We start from the raw sequence: 24,635 nt of genomic DNA, 5'->3' as shown, positions 1-24,635 counted from the left end.
TTAGAAAGCGAAAAAGCGATTGGTCAAGAGCGACATCGACGTTGAATTGAGCGGCAAGATCACAATTGCTGATATCCGTGGCTTGCATGTTAAAGGGCCAATACACGAACTTAAAATCACGAAATCATCTACGTTGACAGTTGAGTTGACCCGCCCATTACCTTCTTTGCAATCGGTGGAACAACTATGGCTTTGGTGTGATGTGACCCGTAGTGCCATGCGTAATGTAGTACGAATTCCTGGCTTGCGTGTACTCGACATATTGGCAATTAAGTTTCCTGGGAGATTGGAAAATTTCGCAGGTGCATCAAGTCTTGAGATTTTTCGTGCTAACCATTATTTGTCTGAAGACGATGTATTAGAAGTCCTCAATTGTGCTTCTCTACAAGAAGTCGGAATACAAGGAGCGACTTTATCCTCTCGCGTTATTGCCAAGGTGCTGACGCATCCCTTTCTGTCTGCGTTAGATATTGAGCGTACTGAATTTGACGATTCCATGGCCGAAATAATCAGCACCAGCAAGCAAATACATACGTTGCATGTCGGAGCTACCAAGATCACAGGTGCAGGCCTCGCATACCTGTGCAATATGCGTCAATTGAAGGTACTTGATTTATGGGCGACGCAAATCACCATTGATGATCTGGACATACTGACCCGCTTGCCTCATTTGGAATATTTATCTCTTGGTAATTTTGACCATATGCCCACATTCAATGGAGCTGAGTTAATTCAAAAGCTGGAAAAATTTCCTTCATTAAAAAATATCTGGTTGGATGGGATAGATTTAGATGAGAAGCAAATAAAGCGATTACGTACAAGGTTCGAAAATGTGAGAGTTTCTTGCGTTTAGTCCGAATGTAATTGTTGTACTCTCTGCTACACTACTTTTTTCTTTCTGGAGTCGCCTCCATGTTTACTCGACGTCATTTGTTGACTGCCGCAGTTGCGGTAAGTTTCCTTACCCTTACTCCTTTGCTTGCTTCAGCAACTGATTTCAGTTCTGATCGCATCACCGTCAAAACCGAAGGCGAGGGCAGGGACGTAATTCTGGTACCCGGTCTGAGTTCTTCGCCACGGGTCTGGGCTGAACTGGTCAAGGCTGTGCCTGGCTATCGTTATCATCTGGTGCAGGTATCGGGCTTTGCCGGTCAGGCAAAGGGCGGCAATACCGACGGTGCCGTGGCGGCACCGGTGGCGGAAGAAGTCGCCCGGTATATTCAGCAGCAGGGTTTGAAAAAACCTGTGCTTATCGGGCATTCCATGGGTGGTTCCATAGGCATGATGGTGGCAGCACGGCATCCGCAAGCCATCAGCAGCTTGATGGTGGTGGACATGCTTCCTTTCCTGGGCGCCATGTTTGGGCCACCAGGAACAACATCGCAAAGCATCAAACCCATGGCAGACGACATGTTGGCTAAAATGCGCAATGCCGAACCTGCAGCACGTGCAAAAAGAACAGAAGCCACTATCAACAGCATGATCAATACGCTGGCCATGCGTCCCGGTGCCCTTGACGATGCGCAAAAGAGTGACCCCGATGTATCTGCACGCGCATATCATGAACTGATCATTACCGACCTGACACCCGAACTGAAAAACATTCTGGTACCGACGACGGTTTTGTACGTATTGCCCAATGGGGTGCCACTGACTGAAGCGCAGATGGACGTGTTCTACAAGGGGGTCTATGCCAGTGTGAAAAACGTCACGCTCAAGCGTATTCCGTCCAGTGCCCACTTTATCATGTGGGATCAGCCAGAACAATTTCAGACTGAAGTCAAAGCCTTCCTCAATTAAGCCAGAGTCAGCATGATCAGCTTATTGTGCTGACCGACAGACCCGGAAAGTTGGATGAATAAAATGTTTCCATGCGGCAGTGCAGCTTGTGTAAGCAAGTATTACTGCCTACACTGGGTGTTCCACCTTTCCGGAGACATCTATGAAACAATATTTAAAGTTTTTTCTGGCATTACTGACCAGTCTGTTTGTCTCTGGTGCAATGGCGGCAGATAATCCTGCCGATGCAGTAGATATGGTTGAAAAAGGTCTGACCTATATCAAGAAGAATGGTGCAGAAGCCCTGATCAAGGAAATCAATAATAAAAACCCTGAATTTATCAAAGGTGAAATTTATCTCTACATGCGTGCGATGGATGGCACCACGATTGCCCACCCCGTTAACCCCAAGCTGGTCGGCAAAAATCTGATTGTTTTGCCTGATGCGGACGGAAAAATGTTTCGCAAGGAAATCGTGGAAGGCGCAAAAACCAAAGGCAAGGGATGGGTGGATTACCGTTTCAATAATCCCGTCACCAAAGAGCTGGAACACAAATCAACCTACTACGTGCGTAGCGGTGATGTGATACTGGAAGCTGGTATTTACAAAGGCAAATAATACACGTGAATGGCTACGCGGCATGCGTAGCCATCTTCAACACTGATCCAACTTTGATCCAGTGCTGAACAGTACATTGAACGAACTGCGCTTATTCCAGATCCAGAAAACCGGCACGTTGGGCTGCGACATACCAGGGAATCGCCTCCTTGATGCCATCCGCGATTTTATATAGCGCCCGATAACCCAGCAAGCTTTTAGCCTTGTCTACGTTAGCCTGGCTATGCCTGACATCCCCCGCACGAAAATCGCGATAATGCGCTGCCTGTGCATAGACAATGCCATTTTCATTCAGGGTATGTTTGATGGCGTCAAATAACTGGTTCAGGGTTGTCCGGTCACCCAGCGCGACATTGTAGACATCGCCGCGCGCTTCATCACTTGCCAGCGCGGCCAGCAAATTGGCTTCGATGGCGTTGCGTATGTAGCAGAAATCACGGCTGGTTTCGCCGTCACCGTTAATGAAAATATCTTCCCCTCCCATCATGGCGGCAACCCATTTGGGTATGACGGCGGCATAGGCGCCGTTGGGATTTTGTCGCTTGCCAAACACATTGAAATAACGCAGACCCGTGGCCTTGAACTGATATGTCTTATAAAACACATTCGCATACAGCTCATTCACCAGTTTGGTGACGGCATACGGTGACAGCGGGTTACCGATCTTATGTTCGAGCTTGGGCAGATCTGGGTGGTCGCCATAGGTAGAACTGCTGGCTGCATAGGTAAAACTGGCCACCTGCGCATCCCTGGCCGCCACCAGCATATTGAGAAAGCCGTCAATATTGGTGGCATTGGTGGCGATGGGGTCATTAATGCTGCGCGGAACAGAACCCAGTGCCGCCTGATGCAATACATAGTCAACCCCGGCACAGGCCTGCTGGCAATCAGGCAATTGACGTATATCACCCTCAATGAAGTGGAAGTTGTCCCACTGTTCTGCACTGACCAGGCTACGTACTTCATCCAGGTTTCTCTGAAAGCCGGTGGCAAAATTATCCAGGCCTGTCACTTTTTGGTTCAGCTTCAGCAAATGCTCAAGCAGATTACTGCCGATGAAGCCGGCAACGCCGGTAATCAGCCAGTGTTTGGGCTGCTTCAGGAGTTGTGCTTCCAGTGTCTGTATGGTGCTCATAGGGCTTGCTTATAATGCTTGCTTATAGTGCTAATTCTGACTTAAAGACGTAAATCTGATGCATCAACCGGGAACAGATATTTCAGGTCATACAGCACATGTCCGGGTTTGCCAAACTGGCGTATTGCTTCCACACCCAATGCGCGGAATTGCTGATGCGCCACTGCGACGATGATACCGTCATAGGCATGTGCCTTGGGTTGTGTCACCGGCGTCAGTTGATATTCTCTTTGCGCATCTTCAGCACTGATCCAGGGGTCATACACATCCACTTCGCAATGGTAATCCCGCAATTCAGTGACTATATCAATCACCCGCGTATTGCGCAGGTCCGGGCAGTTTTCTTTAAATGCCAGACCCATCACCAGTATATTGGCACCATCCACCTGTATCCTGCGTTTGGTCATGGCTTTGACAAATTGCGAGGCGACATAGGCACCCATGCCGTCATTCAAGCGCCTTCCTGCCAGAATGATTTCCGGGTGGTAGCCTATGCTTTCGGCTTTATGGGTCAGGTAATACGGGTCCACACCTATGCAGTGACCGCCTACCAGGCCAGGACGAAACGGCAAGAAATTCCATTTGCTGCCGGCTGCCTGCAACACCGCTTCGGTGTCGATTCCCATTTTGTTGAAGATCAGTGCCAGCTCATTGATCAACGCAATATTCAGGTCGCGCTGGGTGTTTTCTATGACTTTGGCTGCTTCCGCCACCTTGATCGATGGTGCCCTATGGGTGCCCGCGATAATGATTTCAGAATACAGGGCATCCACCAGATCCGCGATTTCTGGCGTAGAACCCGAGACGACTTTCTTGATCGTCGTGACCCGGTGTTCCTTATCGCCCGGGTTAATGCGTTCCGGGCTATAGCCGCAGTAAAAATCCTGGTTAAATATCAGACCGGAAAAACGCTCTAGCACCGGCACGCAATCTTCTTCGGTGCAACCTGGGTACACCGTTGATTCAAATATCACCAGCGCACCGGCCGTCACCGCCTTGCCCACTAATTCGCTCGCCATCAACAAAGGCGACAGGTCGGGCTGCTTGTGGATGTTGATCGGGGTCGGCACCGTGATGATGAAGCAATTGCATTCGGCCAGTAATGCTGCATCGGTCGTGAAACTTAAATGTTGGGCAGCTTTTAGCTCGGATTCTTCCGTTTCCAGCGTATGGTCATAGCCGGCCTGCAATTGCTGCACGCGTTTGGTATTGATATCAAAGCCCAGCACCGAGCGTTTTTTACCAAATTCAACTGCCAGTGGCAGGCCCACATAGCCCAGTCCAATGACGGCAAGTTTTATGTCTGTTAATTTCATGAAGGGCATTTGGTTCTTGGCACTGTGCATGTTGTTTATTGCATTATGCGTGAAAGCAGGCTTTTTGTGCGGGTTCATGCGCAAGTTTGCACTTTGGGCCTGATCTGCACCGATTTTGATGCACTGCAAAGAAGAAGCATCAGTTGCTCAGTTCGATCTGCCTGGCTCAAGCAAGTGATTGATTTGTTTAGCTAATATTCACGGTGTTTAGAAAGTGCAGATGTTTCTGCTGCTTCGTATCCACCCATTCAAAGAAGTAGCGAAGCGGTGGCCCAAGAAAAAATGATCGCTTTACGCCGATTTCCAGGTACGCGCCTTACAATGGCAGGCAATCACAAACAGCCTTTCTTTCTTTTATTGCCTTCTTGATACCGTATGAAGAAAATTTTCCCAGTAAAGCGACTATCCATCAAGTTAGCCATGTCTCTGTTTGTGGTGCTGGTTTGCGGTGTGCTGATCGGGAACAATGTCTGGCAAATGTGGAAGACGCATGAAATGGCCTTGCGTGCAGGTGAAGTGGCGGCTGGCAATCTTGCCCATGCCATGTCCCAGCATTCCGGTGACACCTTAAAGGCCGTGAATGCCACACTCGTTTCGCTGGTAGACCGGTTGGAACAGGATACCGTACTGGTCGCTCATGCCGAGAAACTGGGCTTGTCCCTGAGTCGCCAGCGGGAAAGTCTGCCGCAGTTAAAACAACTCTCTGTCACCGATGCAGAAGGCAAGGTGCTGGTATCTACAGCAACAGAATTCACCAGGATTAGCGAGCTGGAAAGCGCCAATTTTATCTACCACCGCGACCATGCCAATGTCGAATGGTACATCGGTAAATCAGCACAAGTGCTGAATGACGGCAGTTGGGTCTTCATGATGTCGCGCCGTTTCAATCATGCCAACGGCGATTTTGCGGGCATCGTGCTCGCCCACATCAATGTAGAGTTTTTCCTGAAATACTTCAATAGTATTAACCTGGGGAAAAAAGGTTCCATCGCCATGCTGACCGAGGACGGTACCCTGGTCTTGCGCCGTCCCATGATGATGACAGCCATAGGTAAAAATTACAGCAGCAATCCTATTTTCCGGCAGCAGGTTTCAGTCGCAAAGTCCGGCACATTTGCCGTAACATCCCGGCTCGACAAGGTCGAGCGTGTAGTCGGCTTCAATCGCCTGGATCAATTCCCTCTTATCGCCGTTGCCGCCCTGTCCAGGGATGAAATACTGGAGGGCTGGCGTTCCAGCGCCATTGTGCAAGTAATTGGCAACGGAGTGCTGGTGATTATCCTGGTGATTTTTGGGATTGTGATCGTCCGCCAGTTCAGCCGGCAAATACAGGCTGCGGACAGCCTGTCGCAATTGTCCGCCATCATTGACAGTTCCGAAGATGCCATCATTGGTGAAACTCTGGCCGGGGTGATTACCAGCTGGAATGCGGGCGCAGAAAAACTGTTTGGGTACACCGCCAGCGAAGCCATAGGCTCGTCCACCAATATGCTGTACGCTGATGAACAGACCGACCTTGCCAGAACCCGCCTGGGTAGTATTATTAGAGGCGAGCGCGTCAGCCACTTTGAATCTACCGGTCGCCGCAAGGACGGCGGCAGGGTCCAGTTATCGGTTGCGATGTCCCCCGTTCGTGATGGCCAACAACTGATTATCGGGGCATCCACCATCGCCCGCGATATCTCAGAACGCAAACAGGTAGACACGATCAAGGCAGCCTTTGTTTCCACTGTCAGCCATGAACTGCGCACCCCGATTACATCAATCCGTGGTGCATTGGGCCTGCTGGAATCCGGCACCATCACAGAACTGTCACCCAAGGCCCTGCAACTGGTACGCATCGCCCACAACAACAGCAAACGCCTGGTCAGCCTGGTCAATGATATTCTGGATATCGAAAAAATGGCCTCAGGGTATATGAAGTTTGAAATCCAGCGCGTAGACCTGGCCGCCCTGGCCATGCAGGCCATCGAAGCAAATGCCAGCTATGCCCAATCGCATCATTCTTATTTTGTGCTGGAAGAGCATCCCAAATTTGCCTGGGCCATGGGTGACCCCGACCGCATCATGCAGGTATTTGCCAACCTCTTGTCGAATGCTGCCAAGTATTCACCTGTCGACGAAAAAATCAGCATCCGTATTACCAGAGTGGACGAGTATTACCGCATAGAAGTCGAAGATCACGGCGCGGGCATTCCGGAAATGTTTCGCTCCCGTATTTTCGGTAAATTTGCTCAGGCCGAAGAGCATGGCGAAAAAAACCTGGGTGGCGCAGGTCTGGGGTTGAACATCACCAAGAATCTGGTCGAGAAAATGGGCGGCGAAATCGGTTTCGAATCCGAACCTGGTGTCCGTACTGTTTTCTGGGTCACCTTACCAGCCAGCGAACGGCGGCGGGATGATCAGGTCTAAAGAAGAGATTACGTCGTGTACATAGCATGAGTCAAACTTACCAATGGATGACGGACCTTCTTCATCAATTTGATGGCTGCGACCTTGAACAAAAAGCCGGTTGGTTGAAACTGTTAAGTGACTTTCAGCCTGACTTACCCTTGGCCTTGCAGGAATTAATATACAAGGTGGCATTGTCCGGTACTTCAACTGGTAGCGATGAGAAAAGTGTTGCTGTATGGAACCAGGCTATCATTGGCTTGGCCAAGTGCCATGACTTGAGCGACAAAGCGATCGCCATACTCACACCTTGCCTGCAAAGCGAATACTGGTTCATACGCGGAAACGCAGCTGTTTCTCTTGCCTTGCTTGGGGTTCAAGATGTGGCCACAATTAGCCGCATAGGCGAACTCTTGTTTGATCATGAAGGTTTTGATTGGCATGTTTCCGAAGCAGCACTTTCGGCTTTGGAAATTATTGGTGAACCTGTGCAACAAGAAATCCCACAAATCTTGCACCGCGCTTCCGCTTATATCCATCAAGATGAATTTGGTGGATGGACGGATGTCGGGGCGTCGATTGCGAACTGCCTGGCAGCGGTAGGTGATGATTCTCCGGAAGTCATAAATAGCTTATGCCAGATAATCGAAAAACGAAAAATTAGTGCCTATGACGCATGCATTGCCCTTTGCATGCTCAATGCCAAGGCAGAACAGGCTCAGCAAGCAATTGCGAGTTATTTATGCAGTGATGAAATGCCTGTAGATGACGCAGAACGCACCTACGGTTTGATTGACGCCCTGGAAAGCGTTGCCTGTGATCGTCCCGATCTTATAAGGCAGTGCCTTTACCATTTGTTGCAGTCGTCTTTTGAAGAAGTTGCTGACATTGCAAAACAGCGCCTGGACAGCTTTTAGCTGGAAAAAAATGGGGCAACCTCATGGTTGCCCCATTTCACTATTTTCAATGCATCGGCACTGCTAATAAATGAATCACTGCGGAATCAGTTTTGTCCCCGCAGCTTCCAGCCGCAAATAATCATATTGCGTGGTGCCAGTATTGGCTCTTCCCGTTTTTTGCGATATCACGATTGAATTTGCGCCGGGCTTTAACAGTTCCGGGGGAATGGCCATGCGGGTTTCCGAGAATGCGCCATGGCTGCCCAGGCGGACAGCCGGGTGGCTAGGTACGGGGGCCTGGTAGCTGCCGACCTGTGTTCCATTGACCCTGACCACCAGCGTGGTTTCTGACGATGCCAACCCTATGTACAGCGATGCAGGTGTGTCTTTGGAGGGAGCTTCGGTCAGTGAAAAATTGATGGTCCATGGGGCATTGCCAAACTGGGCATAATTCCAGTCCTTGTGCCAGTCACTTTTGCCGACGGTATAGGTCAGGCCAGTGATGAAATCGGGTTTGATATACGTCGCCCACAAAGAATAATTGAAGGCACCGTTGCGGAATTCCTGAGAGTCGCGGTCTGGCACGCCTATCTCCCATACTGTCGGTGCAACGCGCGATGGCTTCCATACTATTGCACCAAGGTCTTGTGTGCCGCCTGCGCGGACTTCGATATTGACTTGCTTGTAGGTGCTGATATTGCCGGCACCAAAGGCCCATAAATTATAGGTGCCAGGCAAAACGTGAGGAATGCTGAATTGGCCATTGGCATCGGTCTTTACCCAGAATTGATAAGTGCGGCCCTGTTGCTGGAAGTCAGTACCCTGGTCGTCCGGTGCCAGGCCTATCCATGCGCCTGCGGAAGATGCCGCCGGGTTGCCGCTATCGCTTACCTTCAAGCTACCTTTGACTGTGCCGCGTCCGGATTCCTGTGCGTAGTCAGGATTTTTGAACCAGCTATACGGCCAGGCGGACTGTTCAGCTACGGCCTGTGCTTTTGCGTCTTGCCACAACGCGTCGACAACCTTGGGCAGCGGATCAGCAGGGTTGCCCTGATAACTGTTGGCGTAAATAAAATAAGGGCCGTAGGTTTTTTTGAAGGCGCTGCCGGCAGCCATGATCAACTGGCTACCCATGCCATAATGAGAACCATTAAGCATGTTCAGCAGGGTGTGGTTCATGTGTACGGTCAGTTCCCGTTTCATGGGACCACCGTTGTAATACTCATGGCTGGGCACGGTCATCCAGATGCCTATGCGCTTGCTGGTACTGCTCCAGCCCCATACATCAAGATTGCCCAGGTCGGCGCTATACGAATATTTGCATTCAAATTCACCGGCGTAGATGCCTGTTGTCAGCCGTGTCACTTCTTTCGGTGCACCGGGCACGCGTTCAGCGGCTGCCATGTCGGCCATGGTTGGCATTTTCTTTTGACGCAGGCTGTCCACGCTTAGCCAGTCAAACACCGGGCTGACATAGGCGTTTGAACGCCATTCACCAACATCGGTGCGCGGGTAGGATGCGGGGTGATCTAGCATGGCGGTCACGTAATAGCCTTGCGCACCGCGCTTCAGGCTGTAATACACATCAACATCCATCGCCGCATTGGAGGACTTGCCTGACCAGGGGCTGTGTATCTTCACTTCTGCATAGTCACCATGATTGGAACGGGGATCAACGACCAGGCTTGCCGTGCCATGCGGCCCTTCAAAAGCTGGGGCGTTCCAGCTCCAGTAAAACCTGCCACCCTTGTCACCGCCACCAAACAGATTCATGCCCTGATAGGTAAAGCTGCTGATGGTGGCATCAGTCTTGTTGATATTGATGGCGACGATGCCATTGTCGAGAACAAAGCTCTCGCCATTGTCCTTTAGCGACACATCCGGGCCGCTACCGTTACCGCCGCCCGGTACATTGGCGTGACAGATACTGGCGGCAAGAACGCATGCAGTGGCAATAGCAAGGCGAATATTTTTCATGGGGATGGTGATCAGTTAATTAAATTTCTGTACTGGTTACTACAGTAGCTCAGACATATGGTGACACTATTTTAGCCAGGTTTTAGCCAGATTTTAACCGGGATCCGCCACATCACCAGTGGCGGGTGGACTGATCATCATCGGTGGCGCGACATAGCGTAGCGGCATCCAGGCATCCAGTTTTTCCAGGCTGATCTGTGTCGCTGGCTTGAAAGCCGTTGACTCCATGTGGTCAAGTAAAGACCTGCGCAATGATGCCGCACCCGCCTGCCGCGCCAGACCCTTGTCTGACAAATCGAAAGAGGTGACCATTAGTTTTCCGTTACCCACCGCACATTCAAACAGCATGGCCAGTCGCAAGTTGCGGTTCCAGTCATCGATAGGAAGTACAACAGGTGACAAGGTATGCGGCAGATCCTCGATATTCATCGCTGTGGTGTTGGTCAGCAATTCTACCCACTGCCAATCACAGTGCGCTTCGGTTGGATATTTTTTCAATGCTGCATGATGGTCATCACACCACAGCCCCAGCATCCAGGTGCGTTTGGGGTTCATCAGCCGGTTCCAGAAAATCGGTGTCCGGCTCAGTGCCAGTTCGGGCGAAGGTTTTTCCGGGCTTCCGGATAAGAACAACACCTTGCCACCGGCAGATAAGACTGCTCTGGCTTCATCCCATGATGCGGTCACCAGCACGCCATTGGCGCTAGCAGGAACCATTGTAGGAACCGCTACAGGATACAGCCAGAAGGACCATTGATTGCGGAATGACGTCCCGGACAGTTCAACTTCCAGCCGGTATGATGCAGGCGCAGGCAAGCCAGACAGTTCGGCATTGATGCTACCAAGCGCAATATTCTTGCCGCGTGGGACATCGCGCACCGGCAGCGCCCCTGACAGTACCGTCTTGCCCGCGTTATCGACAATGCGCCACACGGGTTTCACCGCAGCCAGTGCCTGCGGCCCAAAGTGCGCCAGCTCGGCAGTTGTGCTCAATGTATTGTCTGTCGTGAACAGGCGTTTCTTTAGCCTGACCAGTGGTACGGTGGCACCGCTATACTGACGGAATTCAGCCGCCGTGACATAGCCTTTCTCTTCCCAAAAAGCGTCCAGCAAGCCTATCAGTGCGCCACCTTGCCCAAGATAATCGTGCAGATCCAGCAGTTGATAGCCAGAATACGATGGCGTGCGCAAATTGGCTTCGATTTCTTCCTTGTAGCAGGCAACCTGGAAACGGCCAGATGCCTGGGCGAATTCCTTGTTTCTCGGCAGCAGCCCATGCGCTTCGGCAGAGTCACGCATGATGATGTAATTGCCGGGGTGCATATACGCCTGGCTACCCTTGCTCACCCCTTTGGGGAAAGCGGCATAACTGGCCTGCTTGCCAGAGAATTTGGCGATCACACTAAAATCAGGGTAAGCGCAAAACTGACCGGTTTCATGTGCTATGCAAGGCACCTTCACGCCCAGCCTCAACTTGTTGAGTGCTTCTTCATAGTCACCACCAAACCAGCCCATAGGCCCGCGTGCGCCACCACCAGGGGTCAGGAAATCAGCAGCGAAAGGTGTGCCCGGCCCGGCCGGTGGTGCTGACCAGCGACCAGTACCATCGCAATACAGCCGTCTTGGGTCGGCTTCGCGCCACTTTTTATCCCAGACTGGCAATTCAGTGTGATATGCCCCGGCTGGTTCATTGCTTGCCCCCAGCATCAGCAGCGAAGGATGATTGCCATAGGCTTTCAGCAAGCGTGCCGTTTCGTCGTTGAGCAGATCAAGCATCTTGTGTCCGGCATCGAAAGCATTCCACATGCCGCATTCCGCCTGAAAATAAAACCCCAGTTCATCCGCAGCAACAAAGGCCGCCTCAGGCGGGCACCAGGAATGAAAGCGCATACCATTCAAGCCCCATTCCTTGCAGATGCCAATGATATTCTTCCAGGTGTCCACATCCATGGCGGGATAACCAGTCAGCGGGAAACCACCGCCATCATGCGTAGACCGCAGATGAAACTGTTCGCCATTCAGCAGTATCTGGTTGCCGTCGGTCTTGATCTCGCGCATGCCAAAAGTCAGCTCGCGGCTATCATCGGCATCTTGCCCCGTGAGTGTCAGGCGCAGGCGTTGCAGCACCGGCGTGAACTCAGACCAGGGCGTGGAATCAGGCAGCGCTACCTCGAACGATGTTTTACCGCCATTGGCAGCCCAGCGTACCGACTGTGTGACGCCACCAGCAGACAAGCTACCGCTGCCGTCTTTACCAGTCAGATTGCCTATCTCGACGCGAATCTGCGCCGACTTGCCCGCAACATTGGGAAACACCTGGGCATCTGCTATCCACACCGGCGAGGTGGCGGACAGCTCGATCCGACCTACCATGCCGTTCCAGGTTGACCCCTCTGCATCCGATACCGCATGTCCATCGGCGCGGTAGGCCGGTTGCAACATGCGGTTGTCGATACGTACCGATAACCGATGGGTACCGGTACTTAACATGCCGAGATCAAATTCGTGCGCCACCACCAGTGAACGGTTACTGCCTATCAGCCTGTCATTGATATACACATCCGTCTGCCAGCGTGCTCTTTCCAGTGTCAGTGTGACACGTTTACCCTGCCATTCAGGCGGGATTTCTATGCTACGCTGATACCAGGCGACGCCTAGGTAATGGCGCACAGGTTGAGACAGATAAGGTACCTGTACATTGCCAGGTTTAGTGTAAGCCTTGTACTGCGGCAGCAAATACCAGCGCATGTCACGGGGCAATGCTGCAACGAAGGGCGTTTTCGCCGTGATTTCATCACCATAGCCCTGGGTTTGCAGTATGCCCGGCAATTGTATGGGCGAGCCTGACACCAGGTTTTTGGCAAACCACTTGCCAGCTATTCCGGCATCATCCCTGTCCAGCGCGATACGCCATTGTCCTGCGATGGATATCGCCCCCACACGTGTAGGGCTGGCAGGAAGCGCCTTTGCATATAAGCGTGAGCTACCTATGGTGGCGATCGCCAATGCAATGAAAGAACGGCGGCTGATGGTGCTGGAGGTGCTGGAAGAACTCATGAACATCCTTATGCGGGTCGTTTTGCTTATTTTCCCAATGAAGGGAGCGCACAAAGCTCTACCCAGCAAAGGCATCGGGGAAGTTTATATGGAAATAGTTTGACGAACCAATCACGTTTAGCCGTTTTGCTATATCAATTTAGATATAGCTGAACGCGTCACATGAAGGAGAGGGAGAGGGTGACTCGCACACTATTAATAGTGATCTGCATAACACTCATCTGTATTTATGAAATGAGTTCTAGTATTTTGCGACTACCATTGGAAATCGCCTGTATGCGACATCGTCACAACCGCCCTTGGTAGCGGCATACTTTCGCTCATCGAATGATATCTTGCCGAGAGTTATTTTCTCCGGGCTACATGACGAGTTCAGGCTCATCAGAAACGCCCCGAGCAAGAAGAAAATACCAAGCAGGCTACCAGTTGCAAAACGTACGGCAAGATAAGGGTCTGGTTGACGAAGAAAGTGAACGAGTAAGATAAATGCCGCGATAAAACTCAGAGAGATTAATAACTTAAAATTACTGTAGTCTATTTCTTCGATAAGGTAGCCACCTAAATAAATAGTAATTGCATACAACCAAAACGGTAACGTTATTGACAGAACGAAGCCTGTCCACCACTTTGTACGAGCCAGAGCTGGAGTATGCATAGCCGTTCTGGGAAATTTGGAAAATGCTACTTTAGCATGAAAAATTATTAAAATTTGAATTGCCAATAAATGATTTAAGCAGTACTCGCTCAGTCATATCTATAAAGTCCGCTATTTGAAAATCAGACGCGTTGTTTGCAGTATGTAGTACTCAGCTATAAAAAAATTGCCCTCATTTTTGCAAAGAGGGCGATCTGTTCTTCGAGTAAGCTCGTTAATGGGCAAGCATTACCATTTCGTAACTACTTCATCATCCACAAGCCCCCACATACCCACAAGAAACACAGCGGCTGCAACCGTCTATTTTTTGCAGGGCATGGGCACCGCAATCCGGACATTTCTTGCCGGTGGGGATGTAGCTGATGGGGGCGGTTTCGCCTTCGTAGGCCAGGTCGTCCATGCCGTAATGGTGGGTTCTTTGCTTGAACTTTTCTGCCAGCACGGTGATGGGGATCTGGTTGCCGGCAGCGTCTAGGAAACCGCGTTTCATCAGGATGCGTTGCAGCGAATAGCCGATGGCGGCGACTTCGGATTCATGGAACAGTGGTGCCTGTGAACCGTCGTCTTTGGTGATCATGCCACAGCGTACCGTGCCCTTGTCCCACACCACTTCTCGCATATCTGCCAGTGCCTTGGCGATGGAGCCGCCAGAGCGGGCTGCCATCGACAGCAAACGCATGCTGGCTGATATCCATTGCTGGCCATCGTTCTTTTGACCGGCAGGCATGAAGAATTCAAACGGGCGTTCTATCGTCACGCGTTCGCCACCAACCATGCCCTGGATGTGGATGAAGCTGACGGTCAGATAGACCGTTTTCTTGCCTTCATAGGTCATGTACTGCACTTTGGATGTGACCGATTCCAGGTCGCCAAATGGGCGGCCATCGAATTGCTTGCGCAGCAGGTCGTCATCCGGTGTCTGTTTGACTTCCGGTGCTGTCTCTGTTGATACAGACAAAACGCTACCCAGGATGCTATTCGGGCGGTATGTTGCCAGGCCTTTGAGACCAGCGCGCCAGGCATCCATGTATAGATTCTGGAAGTCTTCGTAAGGGTAATCTGCCGGTACATTGACGGTCTTGGAAATGGCAGAGTCGATATACGGCTGTACCACCTGCAACATCTTCATATGGTCGCTGGCGGACATATTCAGTGCGGTCACAAACTGGCCTGGTAGCTTGCTGTCGTCGGATACATCGTTACCCAGATGACGGTACAGGCGCCAGGCGTGGTCAGCCACTTCATAGATTTTGGCATCACCAACGGCCATGCGTTTCTTGCGGTTATAAACCCATGAAAAAGCCGGTTCTATGCCATTGGATGCATTGTCAGCAAAGGCCAGGGTAATGGTGCCGGTAGGCGCAATCGACAGCAGATGCGAATTGCGCAAGCCATGCTTGGAAATCGCACTGCGCACATTTTTAGGCAGGCGTTTGGCGAACACGCCGGACAGGTATTTTGTACTGTCGAACAAAGGGAACTGGCCTTTTTCCTTGGCCAGTTCAGCCGATGCCAGATAGGCTGCATCACGCATTACCTCAGATACCTTTTGTGCAAAGGCACGACCAGCGTCAGAATCATAACGCTGGCCCAGCATGACCAGGCTGCTACCCAGACCAAGGAAACCCAGGCCCACACGGCGCTTGGACATGGCTTCGGCTTTTTGCTGTGGCAAGGGCCAGGCCGTAGCATCCAGCACATTGTCCAGCATGCGGGTGGCTACCGTGACGACAGCTTCGAAGGCTGCAAAATCAAATTCGGCTGCATCAGTGAATGCGCCCTTGATGAAACGCGTCAGGTTGATGGAACCCAGGCAGCAGCAGCCATAGTCTGGCAAAGGTTGTTCTGCGCACGGGTTGGTGGCTTCGATTTTTTCGCAATAGTACAGATTGTTTTCTGTATTCATGCGCGACAAAAATAGGATGCCGGGCTCTGCATGATCGTAGGTGGATTTCATGACCGCATCCCACAGATCACGCGCACGGACGGTTTGGTATACCCACAGGCCATCTTCACGCAGATAGGCACCGGCTTCTTTTTTATCTTCGCCGGGTTCGGCTTTGTGCACCAGGCAGAAGTCGGTATCTTTGGCGACAGCTTCCATAAATTCATCGGTCACGCCGATGGAGATATTGAAGTTGGTCAGATCGCCCTTGTCTTTGGAGCGGATGAATTCCAGGATGTCCGGATGGTCACCGCGCAAGACACCCATCTGTGCACCACGACGGGCACCGGCAGATTCGACGGTAGAGCAGGATGCATTAAATACCTGCATAAAAGATACCGGGCCGGATGCACGTGAACGCGTGCCACGGACGAGAGCATCTTTCGGGCGTATGGTAGAAAAATCGTAACCGACACCACCACCACGACGCATGGTTTCGGCAGCGTCCGCCAGTGCGGTATAGATACCAGGTTTGCCATCAGTGGCACTGGATACCGAATCACCTACTGGTTGTACAAAGCAGTTGATGAGGGTGGCGTGCAAGTCCATGCCGGCGGCAGAATTGATACGGCCAGCAGGCACAAAACCGTTCTTTTGCGCCCACAAAAATTTTTCTTCGTAATAGGCCTGGAAGTCTGGCTGTTCTACGCCGGCAAGCGCTCTGGCGACCCGTGCCTGTACATCGTGGATGGTGGCTTCATCGCCTTTGGCATATTTTTCTAGCAAGACATCAAGAGAGATTTCCTGGGGAGACATGTCAGTCAATCCTAAAATTTTTTCGTTTGCGTTCATATGAAATGAGGGCTTTCTTTGTTACCTGTTGCTGAAATCATGTTGAAAGAGCATTGGTGGACTATTCGTTTGCCGTTGGCCAATATGTGGGCCATCAAAAAGAGCAAGACGACTACGCGTCCAATGTCATTCATTTGAAGGAATGTATTCGTTGACTTTGGGAGGTACGGAATTTTTGTTGCAACAAACAACACACGTCCCCTGTCTGAAGCGTCCATTATAAACCCCGGCGAGTTTATATATCCTTGATGTGGCATAAGCTCATTCCCATTTCCAGGAATTTTGACATGAAGCCGAAGCGTTGATTTATCCTGCGCGGGCCCGCTTTTTGCTCGCCTGGGTAGCAGGGGGGGTCTTCTGTGGTGAAATAATGCGCGAGAAAATTTCTTTTGTGCAATGCACGATATCGGGAATTGGCAGGCGGATTTCCTTTTATGATTGAGTTTCTCGGGGCATTATTTATGTGACAATCAGATACGTTCCCGATACCTGAATAACATATACTTGGTGTTTATATAGACAGCAACCAGTGACAGATGGTCTAAGTACTAGAGAGCGCACAATGAGGCTACCGCAATCGGCTACCCCGTTTCCCTACCGTCAATTATTGTCCTACTGCATTTTCTTTCTCGCGATGATCGCGACCTGTTGCTTTTCTGAAACCCGTGCGGCAAACATACAAAGTCTGCGCTTTGATCAGGTGGGGCGCGAGCAGGGGTTTCAGCATGAATCCATACAATCCATGTTGCAAGACAGGCAGGGTTATATGTGGTTTGGTACCCAGGGGGGCTTGCATCGCTACGATGGTACCAAGGTCATTTATTTCAGACATGAACCGGGCAAGCCCAATAGCCTGGCAGATAACTGGGTCTGGGCGCTTTATGAAGATCGCAAGGGCCGGATGTGGGTAGGTACACGCAGCGGTGGTCTGCATCGTTATGATCCCGCGACGGAAAGCATGGTCAGGTACAGGCGTGACTCGGTTGATATCCGCAGCTCGGCAGCCAATCAGATCCAGGCCATTGTCGGTGATGGTGCGGCGGGCTTATGGCTGGCAACCGGCGACGGGCTGGCACATTTTGATCCTGATACCGGGCGTTTCCTGAGTATGCGTCATGATGACAAGGACGATACCAGTATTGTCAGTGATCAGGTCAATACGCTCGCTTATGACGGGGACGGCAATTTGTGGATAGGCAGCAATGCCGGTCTCAGCCTGATGACAAAGGACAAGTCCGGTTTCCAGAACTTCCGTTTCGATAGCGACAAACAGGCTGATCCGCGTCGCAATGCCGTCCAGCATATTATGGTGGATCGTAAAGACAGGCTCTGGATCGCATCGCTGGCCGGACTGGAAGTCTGGGGCCGGGACCGGGCAGAAAAACACCGGTTCAGCGAAAGTGAGGGTCTTGATCCCGGGCCGGTGAGCTCGGTACTGGAAGACAAGGATGGCGTGGTCTGGGTCGGTACCGATGACGGTCTGAAACGCTGGGATCAGGCGTCCGGCAGGTTTTCGTCTTACCGTCATCACGCCAGTGACCGCCATAGCCTGGCAGACAACCGTGTCACCCGTCTGCTGCAAGACAGGTCCGGCACCTTGTGGGTGGGGACCTGGCTGGGTGGCGTCAGTCGCACCAATCTGTTCAGCGGCGGTTTTGAACGCCTGTTGCATTTGCCTGGTGAACCCAAAACCCTCAGCAACAATACCGTATCAGCCATCACTGGCAGCAATGGGCACATCTGGATAGGCACTGGCGATGGCCTGAACCGGCTGGACAAGGCCAGTGGTCAGATCAAGGTCTATCAGCACCAGGCGGCACAGCCCTACAGCATCACCAATAGCAAGATCAGAGCGCTGCAAGTGGCACCGGACGGGAAATTGTGGGTGGGCACGCAAGATGGCCTGAACCTGTTTGACCCGGTCAGCGAACGTGCCATGCATTTTCAGAATGATCCGCGCAGTCCTGACAGCCTCAGTTCGAACATCGTGCATTCCTTTGCGTATGACCGCGCAGGTAATTTGTGGGTGGCCAGCGATGATGGCTTGAACCGGCTGGATGTGAAGTCTGGCAAGTTTCAGCGCTACATGCATGATCCAAATGACCCGGACAGTCTGAGCCATGGGCGGGTAGTATCGCTGCTGTTTGATCGTCATGGGCAGTTATGGGCTGGTACCTTTGGTGGGCTGGACAAACTTGACATGCAGACCGGGCATTTCACGCACTACAGACATAATCCGGGCGATGGCAACAGCCTTAGCCATAGTCGTGTGTATGCAGTATTTGAAGACAACAGCGGCAGTGTCTGGGTGGGAACAGCGAGTGGCCTTAACCGCATGGTCGTCGCCGGCGATGGAACGGTGAGTTTCTTTCGCTACAGTGGCATGCTGGGCAATGATGCCACGGCCGGGTTTGCTGAAGACAAAGCTGGAAATTTGTGGATTAGTACAGATGGCGGCTTATACAAGCTAGGGCAAGATCGACGGGCGCTCAAAAAATATTCAGCAGATGATGGCCTGATTGATGGCACCTATACCGTCGGTGCCAGTTTTCGTGATGCCGATGATGCCCTGTATTTTGGCGGCTTTCAGGGGTTGGCCTGGTTTTATCCTGAATTCATCCGCGACAAGACCGTTTCGCCGACCACCACCATCACAGATTTCCTGATTTTTAATCAATCTGTACGCGGGGGCAAATTGCCGGAAGGCGTCACCCTGAAAGGCAATATTTCAGATGCCAGGGCAATCACCCTCAGTTACCGGCAAAACGTCATTTCTATAGAATTTGCTGCCCTGAATTTTGCCGACCCCATGCATTATCGCTATGCCTATAAACTGGATGGCTTTGATGAAGACTGGGTGACGGCCGAAGCCAGCCACCGCTCGGCCAACTACACCAACCTGGAACCTGGGGAATATATTTTCAGGACCAGAGCGGCCACCAAGGATGGCGACTGGAATGAAGGTGGAGCCAGCCTGGTCATTACCATTACACCACCGTTCTGGATGGAATGGCGTTTCCGTCTGGCAGTTACCGTCTTGTTGCTGGCACTGATTTATCTGGTGTATCGCATGCGTGTCCGGCGTTTCTCGCGCCAGCAGGCATTGCTGGAAGACCTGGTCAGGCAAAGGACTGCGGAAGCCGATGGCGAACGCAAGCGTCTGAATGACCTCACCTTTGCCTTGCCTTTGTCGGTATTCCAGTTCCGCGAGCTCCCTGACGGTAAAAGGGAATATGCCTATGTCAGTGAGAATGTCGAAAATGTCCTGGGCGTCACCGCCAAAGCCATCATCGCTGATAAAGCCGCGCGCTGGCAAACCACGGTAGAAGAAGACCGCGAAACCTCAGAAGAACTGGCCAAAATTGCCGTCGATACCCGTACCGCAGGCAATTTTCACCAGCGTATTGTAGTGAATGGCCAAGTCCGCTGGCTGCGTGCGCAAACGGTAGATCCCAAATACATGAATGGTGAATGGATATGGAATGGTTTCTGGATCGATGAAACCGAAACCTATCTGCAAAAAAATGAATTGCGTGAAGCCAAGGAACAGGCCGAACAGGCAACCATTGCCAAATCCTATTTCCTGGCGAACATGAGCCATGAAATACGCACGCCCATGAATGCCATCATCGGCCTTTCTCATCTGGCCAAGAAAACCGCACTCAGCGTCAAGCAGCGTGACTATATCGATAAAATTCACAATGCCGGTACATCTCTGCTTGGTGTGGTGAATGACATTCTGGATTTTTCCAAGATCGAGGCAGGCAAACTCGATATCGAATCGGCAGAATTTGCCCTAACCGATGTGATCAACGACGTTGCCACCATCGTCAGCCATAAAGTGGCAGAAAAAGACATAGAACTGGTATTTGATATCGATGTATCGGTGCCTGCAAATTTGCAGGGTGATCCTTTGCGTCTTGGTCAGGTGGTGACCAATCTGGTCAACAATGCCATCAAATTTACTGACCATGGCGTAGTGGTGATCATGGTCAGGCAGATCAAGTCGTCTGCCGACCAGGTACAGTTACAATTTACCGTGCGCGATACGGGTGTCGGCATGACCGATGAACAGCAGCAAAACCTGTTCAAGGCATTTACCCAGGCTGACAGTTCCACCACCCGCAAATATGGGGGGACTGGCCTCGGCCTGACCATTTCACGGCATCTGGTGGAATTGATGGGCGGTAATATCTGGGTGGAAAGTCAGGTCGGTGTCGGCAGCAGCTTCCATTTCACCTGCTGGTTTGATCATGCCAAATCGCCCCCGCATGATGTACGTACAGCCGTGGTGCTGGCCCTGGCTGGCCTGCATGTACTGGTCGTGGATGACCATAACGAAGCGCGTCAGCATCTGCTTAAACTCTGCCAGCAGCTCGGCTTGAAACCAGACGCGGCCAGCGGTGGCAGGCAAGCCTTGCAAATGCTGGAAGCAGCAAGGGTTGCGGGGCAAGCTTATCAGCTGGTGTTGCTCGATGCCCAGATGCCAGACATGAATGGCGCAGAAACTGCCGAAGCCATCCATGCAGAGAATGTCGGGCAGGCACCCGATATCATCATGCTGACCAATATGGGTTTTGATGAAGCAGGCATGCTCAATACGGTACATGCCCCGGTTGCCTATCTGTCCAAGCCTATCAGCATGCCTGGCCTGATAGAAAGCCTGCAATGCCTGAGTCGCCGGTATACGGATGACCCGACCCAGCTTGCTGCAATACCCATGCTGGAAAACAGGTTTGACGGCCTGCGTGTATTACTGGTGGAAGATAATCAGATCAACCAGCAAATTGCCGCTGAACTCATGCATGAAGCCGGTATCATCGTGGAAGTGGCAGACAATGGGCGTATCGCCATTGATAAACTGAACAAGGCCGAATTTGATATTGTATTGATGGATTTGCAAATGCCTGAAATGGATGGTTATGCTGCCACGACCGTGATACGCTCTTACCCTGAATGGCTGGATCTGCCAATTATTGCCATGACGGCCCATGCCATGAATGAAGAAAAACAGCGTTGCCTGGATACAGGCATGAATGACCACATTGCCAAACCGATTAACCCAGACAGCTTCTTTGATACCCTGGCCCGCTGGAGTGGGCAACGCATGCCAAGAACTAGTTCGGTCCCGGTAGTCATCAACGAGATACCAGTACGGCCGGTAGAGAATACGCTTGAGCTTGAAATCCCGGGGGTGGACGTCAAATCAGCCTTGCGTCGCTGTGGCCAGAATATGGATTTATACCAGCGCCTGCTGCAATTGTTCATCGACACAGCCGCTGCGACACCAGAAAAAATCCGTATCCATCTGGAAAAAGGTGACCGCATTTCTGCCGAACGCGAAGCCCATACCATGCGCGGTGCCGCTGGCAATATCGGTGCCGTGGAGCTGGCCGCAGTGGCCACCGAACTGGAACTGGCCATAGAAAAATCCAGCGAAGACAGCAGCCTGCTGCAAAGATTTACTGATGCCAGTGCAAAATTGATCAGCGACCTGCAACTGGCCTTGTCCGGGCCTGCGGCAGCAGATGATCTGCCCGTTGCCAATGAGGAAATTGATGTCAATACGCAAGAACTGCTGGCGGCGTTGAGCAATTATTTGCAAGATTCTGACAGTGAAGCCCTGGATTACTTCCAGAGCCATCGCAACAGCCTGCGCAAGCTGGCAGGTGCACACGCAGACGCACTGGAACGTGCGCTAAAGGCATTTGAGTTTGAGGCCGCCTTGCAGATTCTGACTTCAATCACAGCGCATACGCCAGAATAAAATCAGGGTAAAGTGAAGACTCAGGGTGCTATAAATACGGTTCCAGCATGTGCATGGTACGTGCCGTGGCACCCTGATGTTGCAGGAAGAATGCATATGCAGCTTCCCCCATGCGATGTCGCAGTTGCTGGTTAGCCAGCAATGCATGGGCCTGCCGGAATAAACTCAGCGCACCATCCACCCTGAAAGCAGCACCACAGGCAATCGCCTGATCAGTGATTTCAGAAAAATTGAAAGTATATGTGCCAGTCAAAACGGGTTTGCCCATGGCACAGGCCTCAATCAGATTGTGGCCGCCCAGCGCCACTAGGCTGCCACCAACAAAAGCGATATCGCAGGCGGCGTAATACATATACATTTCACCCATGCTGTCACCCAGCAAGACCTGCACATCCTTAGTGATAGGCGCAATTTCTTCGTGGTTCAGGGTAGAGCGGCGCACATAGCTGATGCCAAGTGCTTCCAGCATGCTTGCCACATGATCAAAGCGCTGCGGATGACGTGGGGTAATGATCAGCAGGGGATTGGTCTGCAACAGTGGTATCTGTTCAACAAAGGCCTGTAGTATCAGTTCTTCTTCCCCATCACGGGTACTGGCGCACAGGATCACCTGGCGTTCGCCAAAGCTGCGGCGCAGGGCCGCACCACGCTCACCCATCAAGGGCGGTGGTGTCACATCAAACTTCATGTTGCCGGTGACATCAGGGCGCGCAATACCCAGTTCTTGCAGGCGCTGGGCATCGGGGTTCGATTGTGCCGCCACGCAACTGATGGCACGGGCTGCGGGCAATATCAGCGAGGCCAGACGCTGCGCCTTCTTCAGTGATTTTTCTGACAGGCGGGCATTCACCAGCGTCACCGGTATGGATTGCAACTCGCACTGGGCTACAAGGTTAGGCCAGACTTCGGTTTCTATCAACACACATAATTGCGGTGAAAAATGCCGCAGAAAGCGCCGTATCATCCAGTTGATGTCATACGGTAAAAATGCCTGATGCAGGCGCGGGCCGACATCAGCGAACAACTTGCCGCCGGTTTCACGCCCGGTGGCCGTCATATGCGTCAATAAAATACGATGATCTGGCCGACGCGCCAGCAAGGCACGGATCAATGGTTCGGCTGCACGGGTTTCACCGGCAGAAACGGCATGCACCCAGATCGTGGGCATGCTGGCAATGGCCGGATAAAAGCCCAGTCGTTCGGCAATATGCTGACGATAGCCAGGCTCCTGGCGACCACGCCACCAGAGGCGAAACAGGGCAAAGGGCAAAGACAAACCCCAGACCATAGAATAAAGAAGACGCATGCGTTATGTCCGACGGAAATTCACCAACACAATACCACCACAAACCAGTATTGCACCCAGCGCAAAGCGCGGGCTAATGGGATCGTGCATAAGGATGACACCGGCGGCTACGCCAAACAAGGGTGTCAGGAAAGAAAATACAGAAAGACGCGACGCCAGATAACGCCGCATGAGCCAGAACCAAGTCAGGTAACTGGCAAAAGCAATAATCACCGTCTGGAAAAACAGGCTCACAATGCTGGTCATGTCCCATTGCGCAGGCAGACTTTCACCGCGCAAGAACACAAAAGCCAGCAAGATCACCGCACCGACTGCCAGTTGATAAAACAGCGTTGTGGTTGGTTCCGCTTCCGACAAACTGGATTTGCGTATGGTGATGGTAGTGGCTGACCACAATATTGCTGCCACCACACCAAAGCTGTCACCGATCAGCATATCGGTCATATCACGCTGACTGCTGCCGGATGTATCAAATAAGGCACCAGAAAACGCAATCGCCACCCCGCCAAATGCCGACAATATACCCAGCCATTGCGCAGGCTGCAAACGCTCGGCAGGGATCAGCCAGTGCAAGCCAAGCACCGTAAAGATAGGCGCGGTGTATAAAAATACCGACATATGCGAGGCCGTCGTATATTTTAGCCCCAGCGAAATACATAAAAACTCAAGCGCAAACAAGACCCCGGCAGCAATGCCGGGCCATACATGCTGGTCACGCAGGGAAAAAGGAATCTTTTTAACCAGGATCAGCAACAGAACCAGCACGGCAGCCAGTCCAGACCGCAAGCCCAGTTGCATGGCGGCACTGATTACAGGCGCCGCCAGTTTCACAGCTACCTGCTGCAAGCCCCAGCACAGGCAAAGCAAAAGCATGAGCGAAATGGCAAAACCATCAAGATTTTTACGATGAGCAGACATCAAGCTTGGGGAGTATTGGCGAAGAGGAGGGAATATACCTGAAAACGGAGGGCAAGAGTGTATGTATTGCTTGGGGTTA

At 51.8% G+C, this 24,635-nt stretch carries 14 protein-coding genes; 6 read left to right on the top strand and 8 right to left on the bottom strand.

Translation table 11 applies throughout. The features are described from left to right. Positions 1-19 precede the first annotated feature (19 nt). The 3 genes from ACO0LK_RS07025 (at position 20) to ACO0LK_RS07015 (ending at position 2,398) form a co-directional block, all read left to right on the top strand. A complete protein-coding gene (locus ACO0LK_RS07025) occupies positions 20-853 on the top strand; it encodes a hypothetical protein (protein ID WP_422973502.1) in 834 nt (277 codons plus the stop codon). Between the two features lie 59 nt (positions 854-912). Beyond that, positions 913-1,800, top strand: a complete 888-nt coding sequence (locus tag ACO0LK_RS07020; protein WP_422973500.1) for an alpha/beta fold hydrolase — start codon at positions 913-915, stop codon at positions 1,798-1,800. 142 nt (positions 1,801-1,942) lie between these two features. Continuing rightward, positions 1,943-2,398, top strand: coding sequence for a cache domain-containing protein (locus tag ACO0LK_RS07015; RefSeq protein ID WP_422973498.1), 456 nt, complete (start codon positions 1,943-1,945; stop codon positions 2,396-2,398). Between the two features lie 91 nt (positions 2,399-2,489). Here the strand turns inward: ACO0LK_RS07015 and ACO0LK_RS07010 are convergent, their stop codons facing one another. Continuing rightward, on the bottom strand, positions 2,490-3,533 hold the full coding sequence (locus ACO0LK_RS07010) for an NAD-dependent epimerase/dehydratase family protein (RefSeq protein ID WP_422973496.1): 1,044 nt from the start codon (positions 3,531-3,533) through the stop codon (positions 2,490-2,492). A 41-nt stretch (positions 3,534-3,574) separates the two neighbouring features. After that, complete coding sequence (gene tviB / locus ACO0LK_RS07005) at positions 3,575-4,849, bottom strand: Vi polysaccharide biosynthesis UDP-N-acetylglucosamine C-6 dehydrogenase TviB (protein WP_422973494.1); 1,275 nt, start codon at positions 4,847-4,849, stop codon at positions 3,575-3,577. Positions 4,850-5,224: 375 nt separating this feature from the next. On the opposite strand from tviB, the gene ACO0LK_RS07000 reads away from it, so the two are divergent. Together ACO0LK_RS07000 and ACO0LK_RS06995 are read left to right on the top strand one after the other, a co-directional pair. Beyond that, positions 5,225-7,261: an ATP-binding protein gene (locus tag ACO0LK_RS07000; RefSeq protein WP_422973492.1), complete on the top strand. Its 2,037-nt coding sequence runs from the start codon at positions 5,225-5,227 to the stop codon at positions 7,259-7,261. A 26-nt stretch (positions 7,262-7,287) separates the two neighbouring features. Further along, a complete protein-coding gene (locus ACO0LK_RS06995) occupies positions 7,288-8,157 on the top strand; it encodes a hypothetical protein (protein ID WP_422973490.1) in 870 nt (289 codons plus the stop codon). A gap of 75 nt (positions 8,158-8,232) precedes the next feature. Here ACO0LK_RS06995 and ACO0LK_RS06990 read toward each other — a convergent pair whose 3' ends face one another. The 4 genes from ACO0LK_RS06990 to ACO0LK_RS06975 form a co-directional block, all read right to left on the bottom strand. Continuing rightward, positions 8,233-10,116 (bottom strand): polysaccharide lyase family protein, encoded by a 1,884-nt coding sequence (locus ACO0LK_RS06990; RefSeq protein ID WP_422973488.1) that lies wholly within the window; start codon positions 10,114-10,116, stop codon positions 8,233-8,235. Between the two features lie 93 nt (positions 10,117-10,209). After that, positions 10,210-13,173 carry a sugar-binding domain-containing protein gene (locus ACO0LK_RS06985; protein WP_422973486.1) on the bottom strand — a complete coding sequence of 988 codons (2,964 nt, stop codon included), beginning with the start codon at positions 13,171-13,173 and terminating at the stop codon, positions 10,210-10,212. Positions 13,174-13,414: 241 nt separating this feature from the next. Continuing rightward, positions 13,415-13,828, bottom strand: coding sequence for a hypothetical protein (locus ACO0LK_RS06980; protein ID WP_422973484.1), 414 nt, complete (start codon positions 13,826-13,828; stop codon positions 13,415-13,417). 250 nt (positions 13,829-14,078) lie between these two features. Next, a complete protein-coding gene (locus ACO0LK_RS06975) occupies positions 14,079-16,565 on the bottom strand; it encodes an adenosylcobalamin-dependent ribonucleoside-diphosphate reductase (protein ID WP_422973482.1) in 2,487 nt (828 codons plus the stop codon). 562 nt (positions 16,566-17,127) lie between these two features. Here ACO0LK_RS06975 and ACO0LK_RS06970 point away from each other — a divergent pair. Further along, positions 17,128-22,332 carry a two-component regulator propeller domain-containing protein gene (locus tag ACO0LK_RS06970; RefSeq protein ID WP_422973480.1) on the top strand — a complete coding sequence of 1,735 codons (5,205 nt, stop codon included), beginning with the start codon at positions 17,128-17,130 and terminating at the stop codon, positions 22,330-22,332. Positions 22,333-22,360: 28 nt separating this feature from the next. Here the strand turns inward: ACO0LK_RS06970 and waaA are convergent, their stop codons facing one another. Together waaA and ACO0LK_RS06960 are read right to left on the bottom strand one after the other, a co-directional pair. Continuing rightward, positions 22,361-23,638, bottom strand: coding sequence for a lipid IV(A) 3-deoxy-D-manno-octulosonic acid transferase (gene waaA, locus ACO0LK_RS06965; protein ID WP_422973478.1), 1,278 nt, complete (start codon positions 23,636-23,638; stop codon positions 22,361-22,363). 3 nt (positions 23,639-23,641) lie between these two features. Continuing rightward, positions 23,642-24,556, bottom strand: a complete 915-nt coding sequence (locus ACO0LK_RS06960; RefSeq protein WP_422973476.1) for a DMT family transporter — start codon at positions 24,554-24,556, stop codon at positions 23,642-23,644. Positions 24,557-24,635 lie beyond the last annotated feature (79 nt).

This window comes from Undibacterium sp. Ji49W, assembly GCF_049340205.1.
Classification (GTDB): domain Bacteria; phylum Pseudomonadota; class Gammaproteobacteria; order Burkholderiales; family Burkholderiaceae_D; genus Undibacterium.
Note: the sequence above shows the minus strand (reverse complement) of the source record. Positions and strands in the feature narration are given on the sequence as shown.

Bases quoted from the DNA above. Each gene is read 5' to 3' on its own strand.
- ACO0LK_RS06960 (WP_422973476.1), bottom strand. From the start codon at position 24,556: ATGTCTGCTCATCGTAAAAATCTTGATGGTTTTGCCATTTCGCTCATG.
- ACO0LK_RS07000 (WP_422973492.1), top strand. From the start codon at position 5,225: ATGAAGAAAATTTTCCCAGTAAAGCGACTATCCATCAAGTTAGCCATG.
- ACO0LK_RS06985 (WP_422973486.1), bottom strand. From the start codon at position 13,173: ATGAGTTCTTCCAGCACCTCCAGCACCATCAGCCGCCGTTCTTTCATT.
- ACO0LK_RS06980 (WP_422973484.1), bottom strand. From the start codon at position 13,828: ATGCATACTCCAGCTCTGGCTCGTACAAAGTGGTGGACAGGCTTCGTT.
- ACO0LK_RS06970 (WP_422973480.1), top strand. From the start codon at position 17,128: ATGAGGCTACCGCAATCGGCTACCCCGTTTCCCTACCGTCAATTATTG.
- ACO0LK_RS07015 (WP_422973498.1), top strand. From the start codon at position 1,943: ATGAAACAATATTTAAAGTTTTTTCTGGCATTACTGACCAGTCTGTTT.
- ACO0LK_RS06975 (WP_422973482.1), bottom strand. From the start codon at position 16,565: ATGAACGCAAACGAAAAAATTTTAGGATTGACTGACATGTCTCCCCAG.
- ACO0LK_RS06995 (WP_422973490.1), top strand. From the start codon at position 7,288: ATGAGTCAAACTTACCAATGGATGACGGACCTTCTTCATCAATTTGAT.
- ACO0LK_RS07010 (WP_422973496.1), bottom strand. From the start codon at position 3,533: ATGAGCACCATACAGACACTGGAAGCACAACTCCTGAAGCAGCCCAAA.
- ACO0LK_RS07020 (WP_422973500.1), top strand. From the start codon at position 913: ATGTTTACTCGACGTCATTTGTTGACTGCCGCAGTTGCGGTAAGTTTC.
- tviB (WP_422973494.1), bottom strand. From the start codon at position 4,849: ATGAAATTAACAGACATAAAACTTGCCGTCATTGGACTGGGCTATGTG.
- ACO0LK_RS06990 (WP_422973488.1), bottom strand. From the start codon at position 10,116: ATGAAAAATATTCGCCTTGCTATTGCCACTGCATGCGTTCTTGCCGCC.
- waaA (WP_422973478.1), bottom strand. From the start codon at position 23,638: ATGCGTCTTCTTTATTCTATGGTCTGGGGTTTGTCTTTGCCCTTTGCC.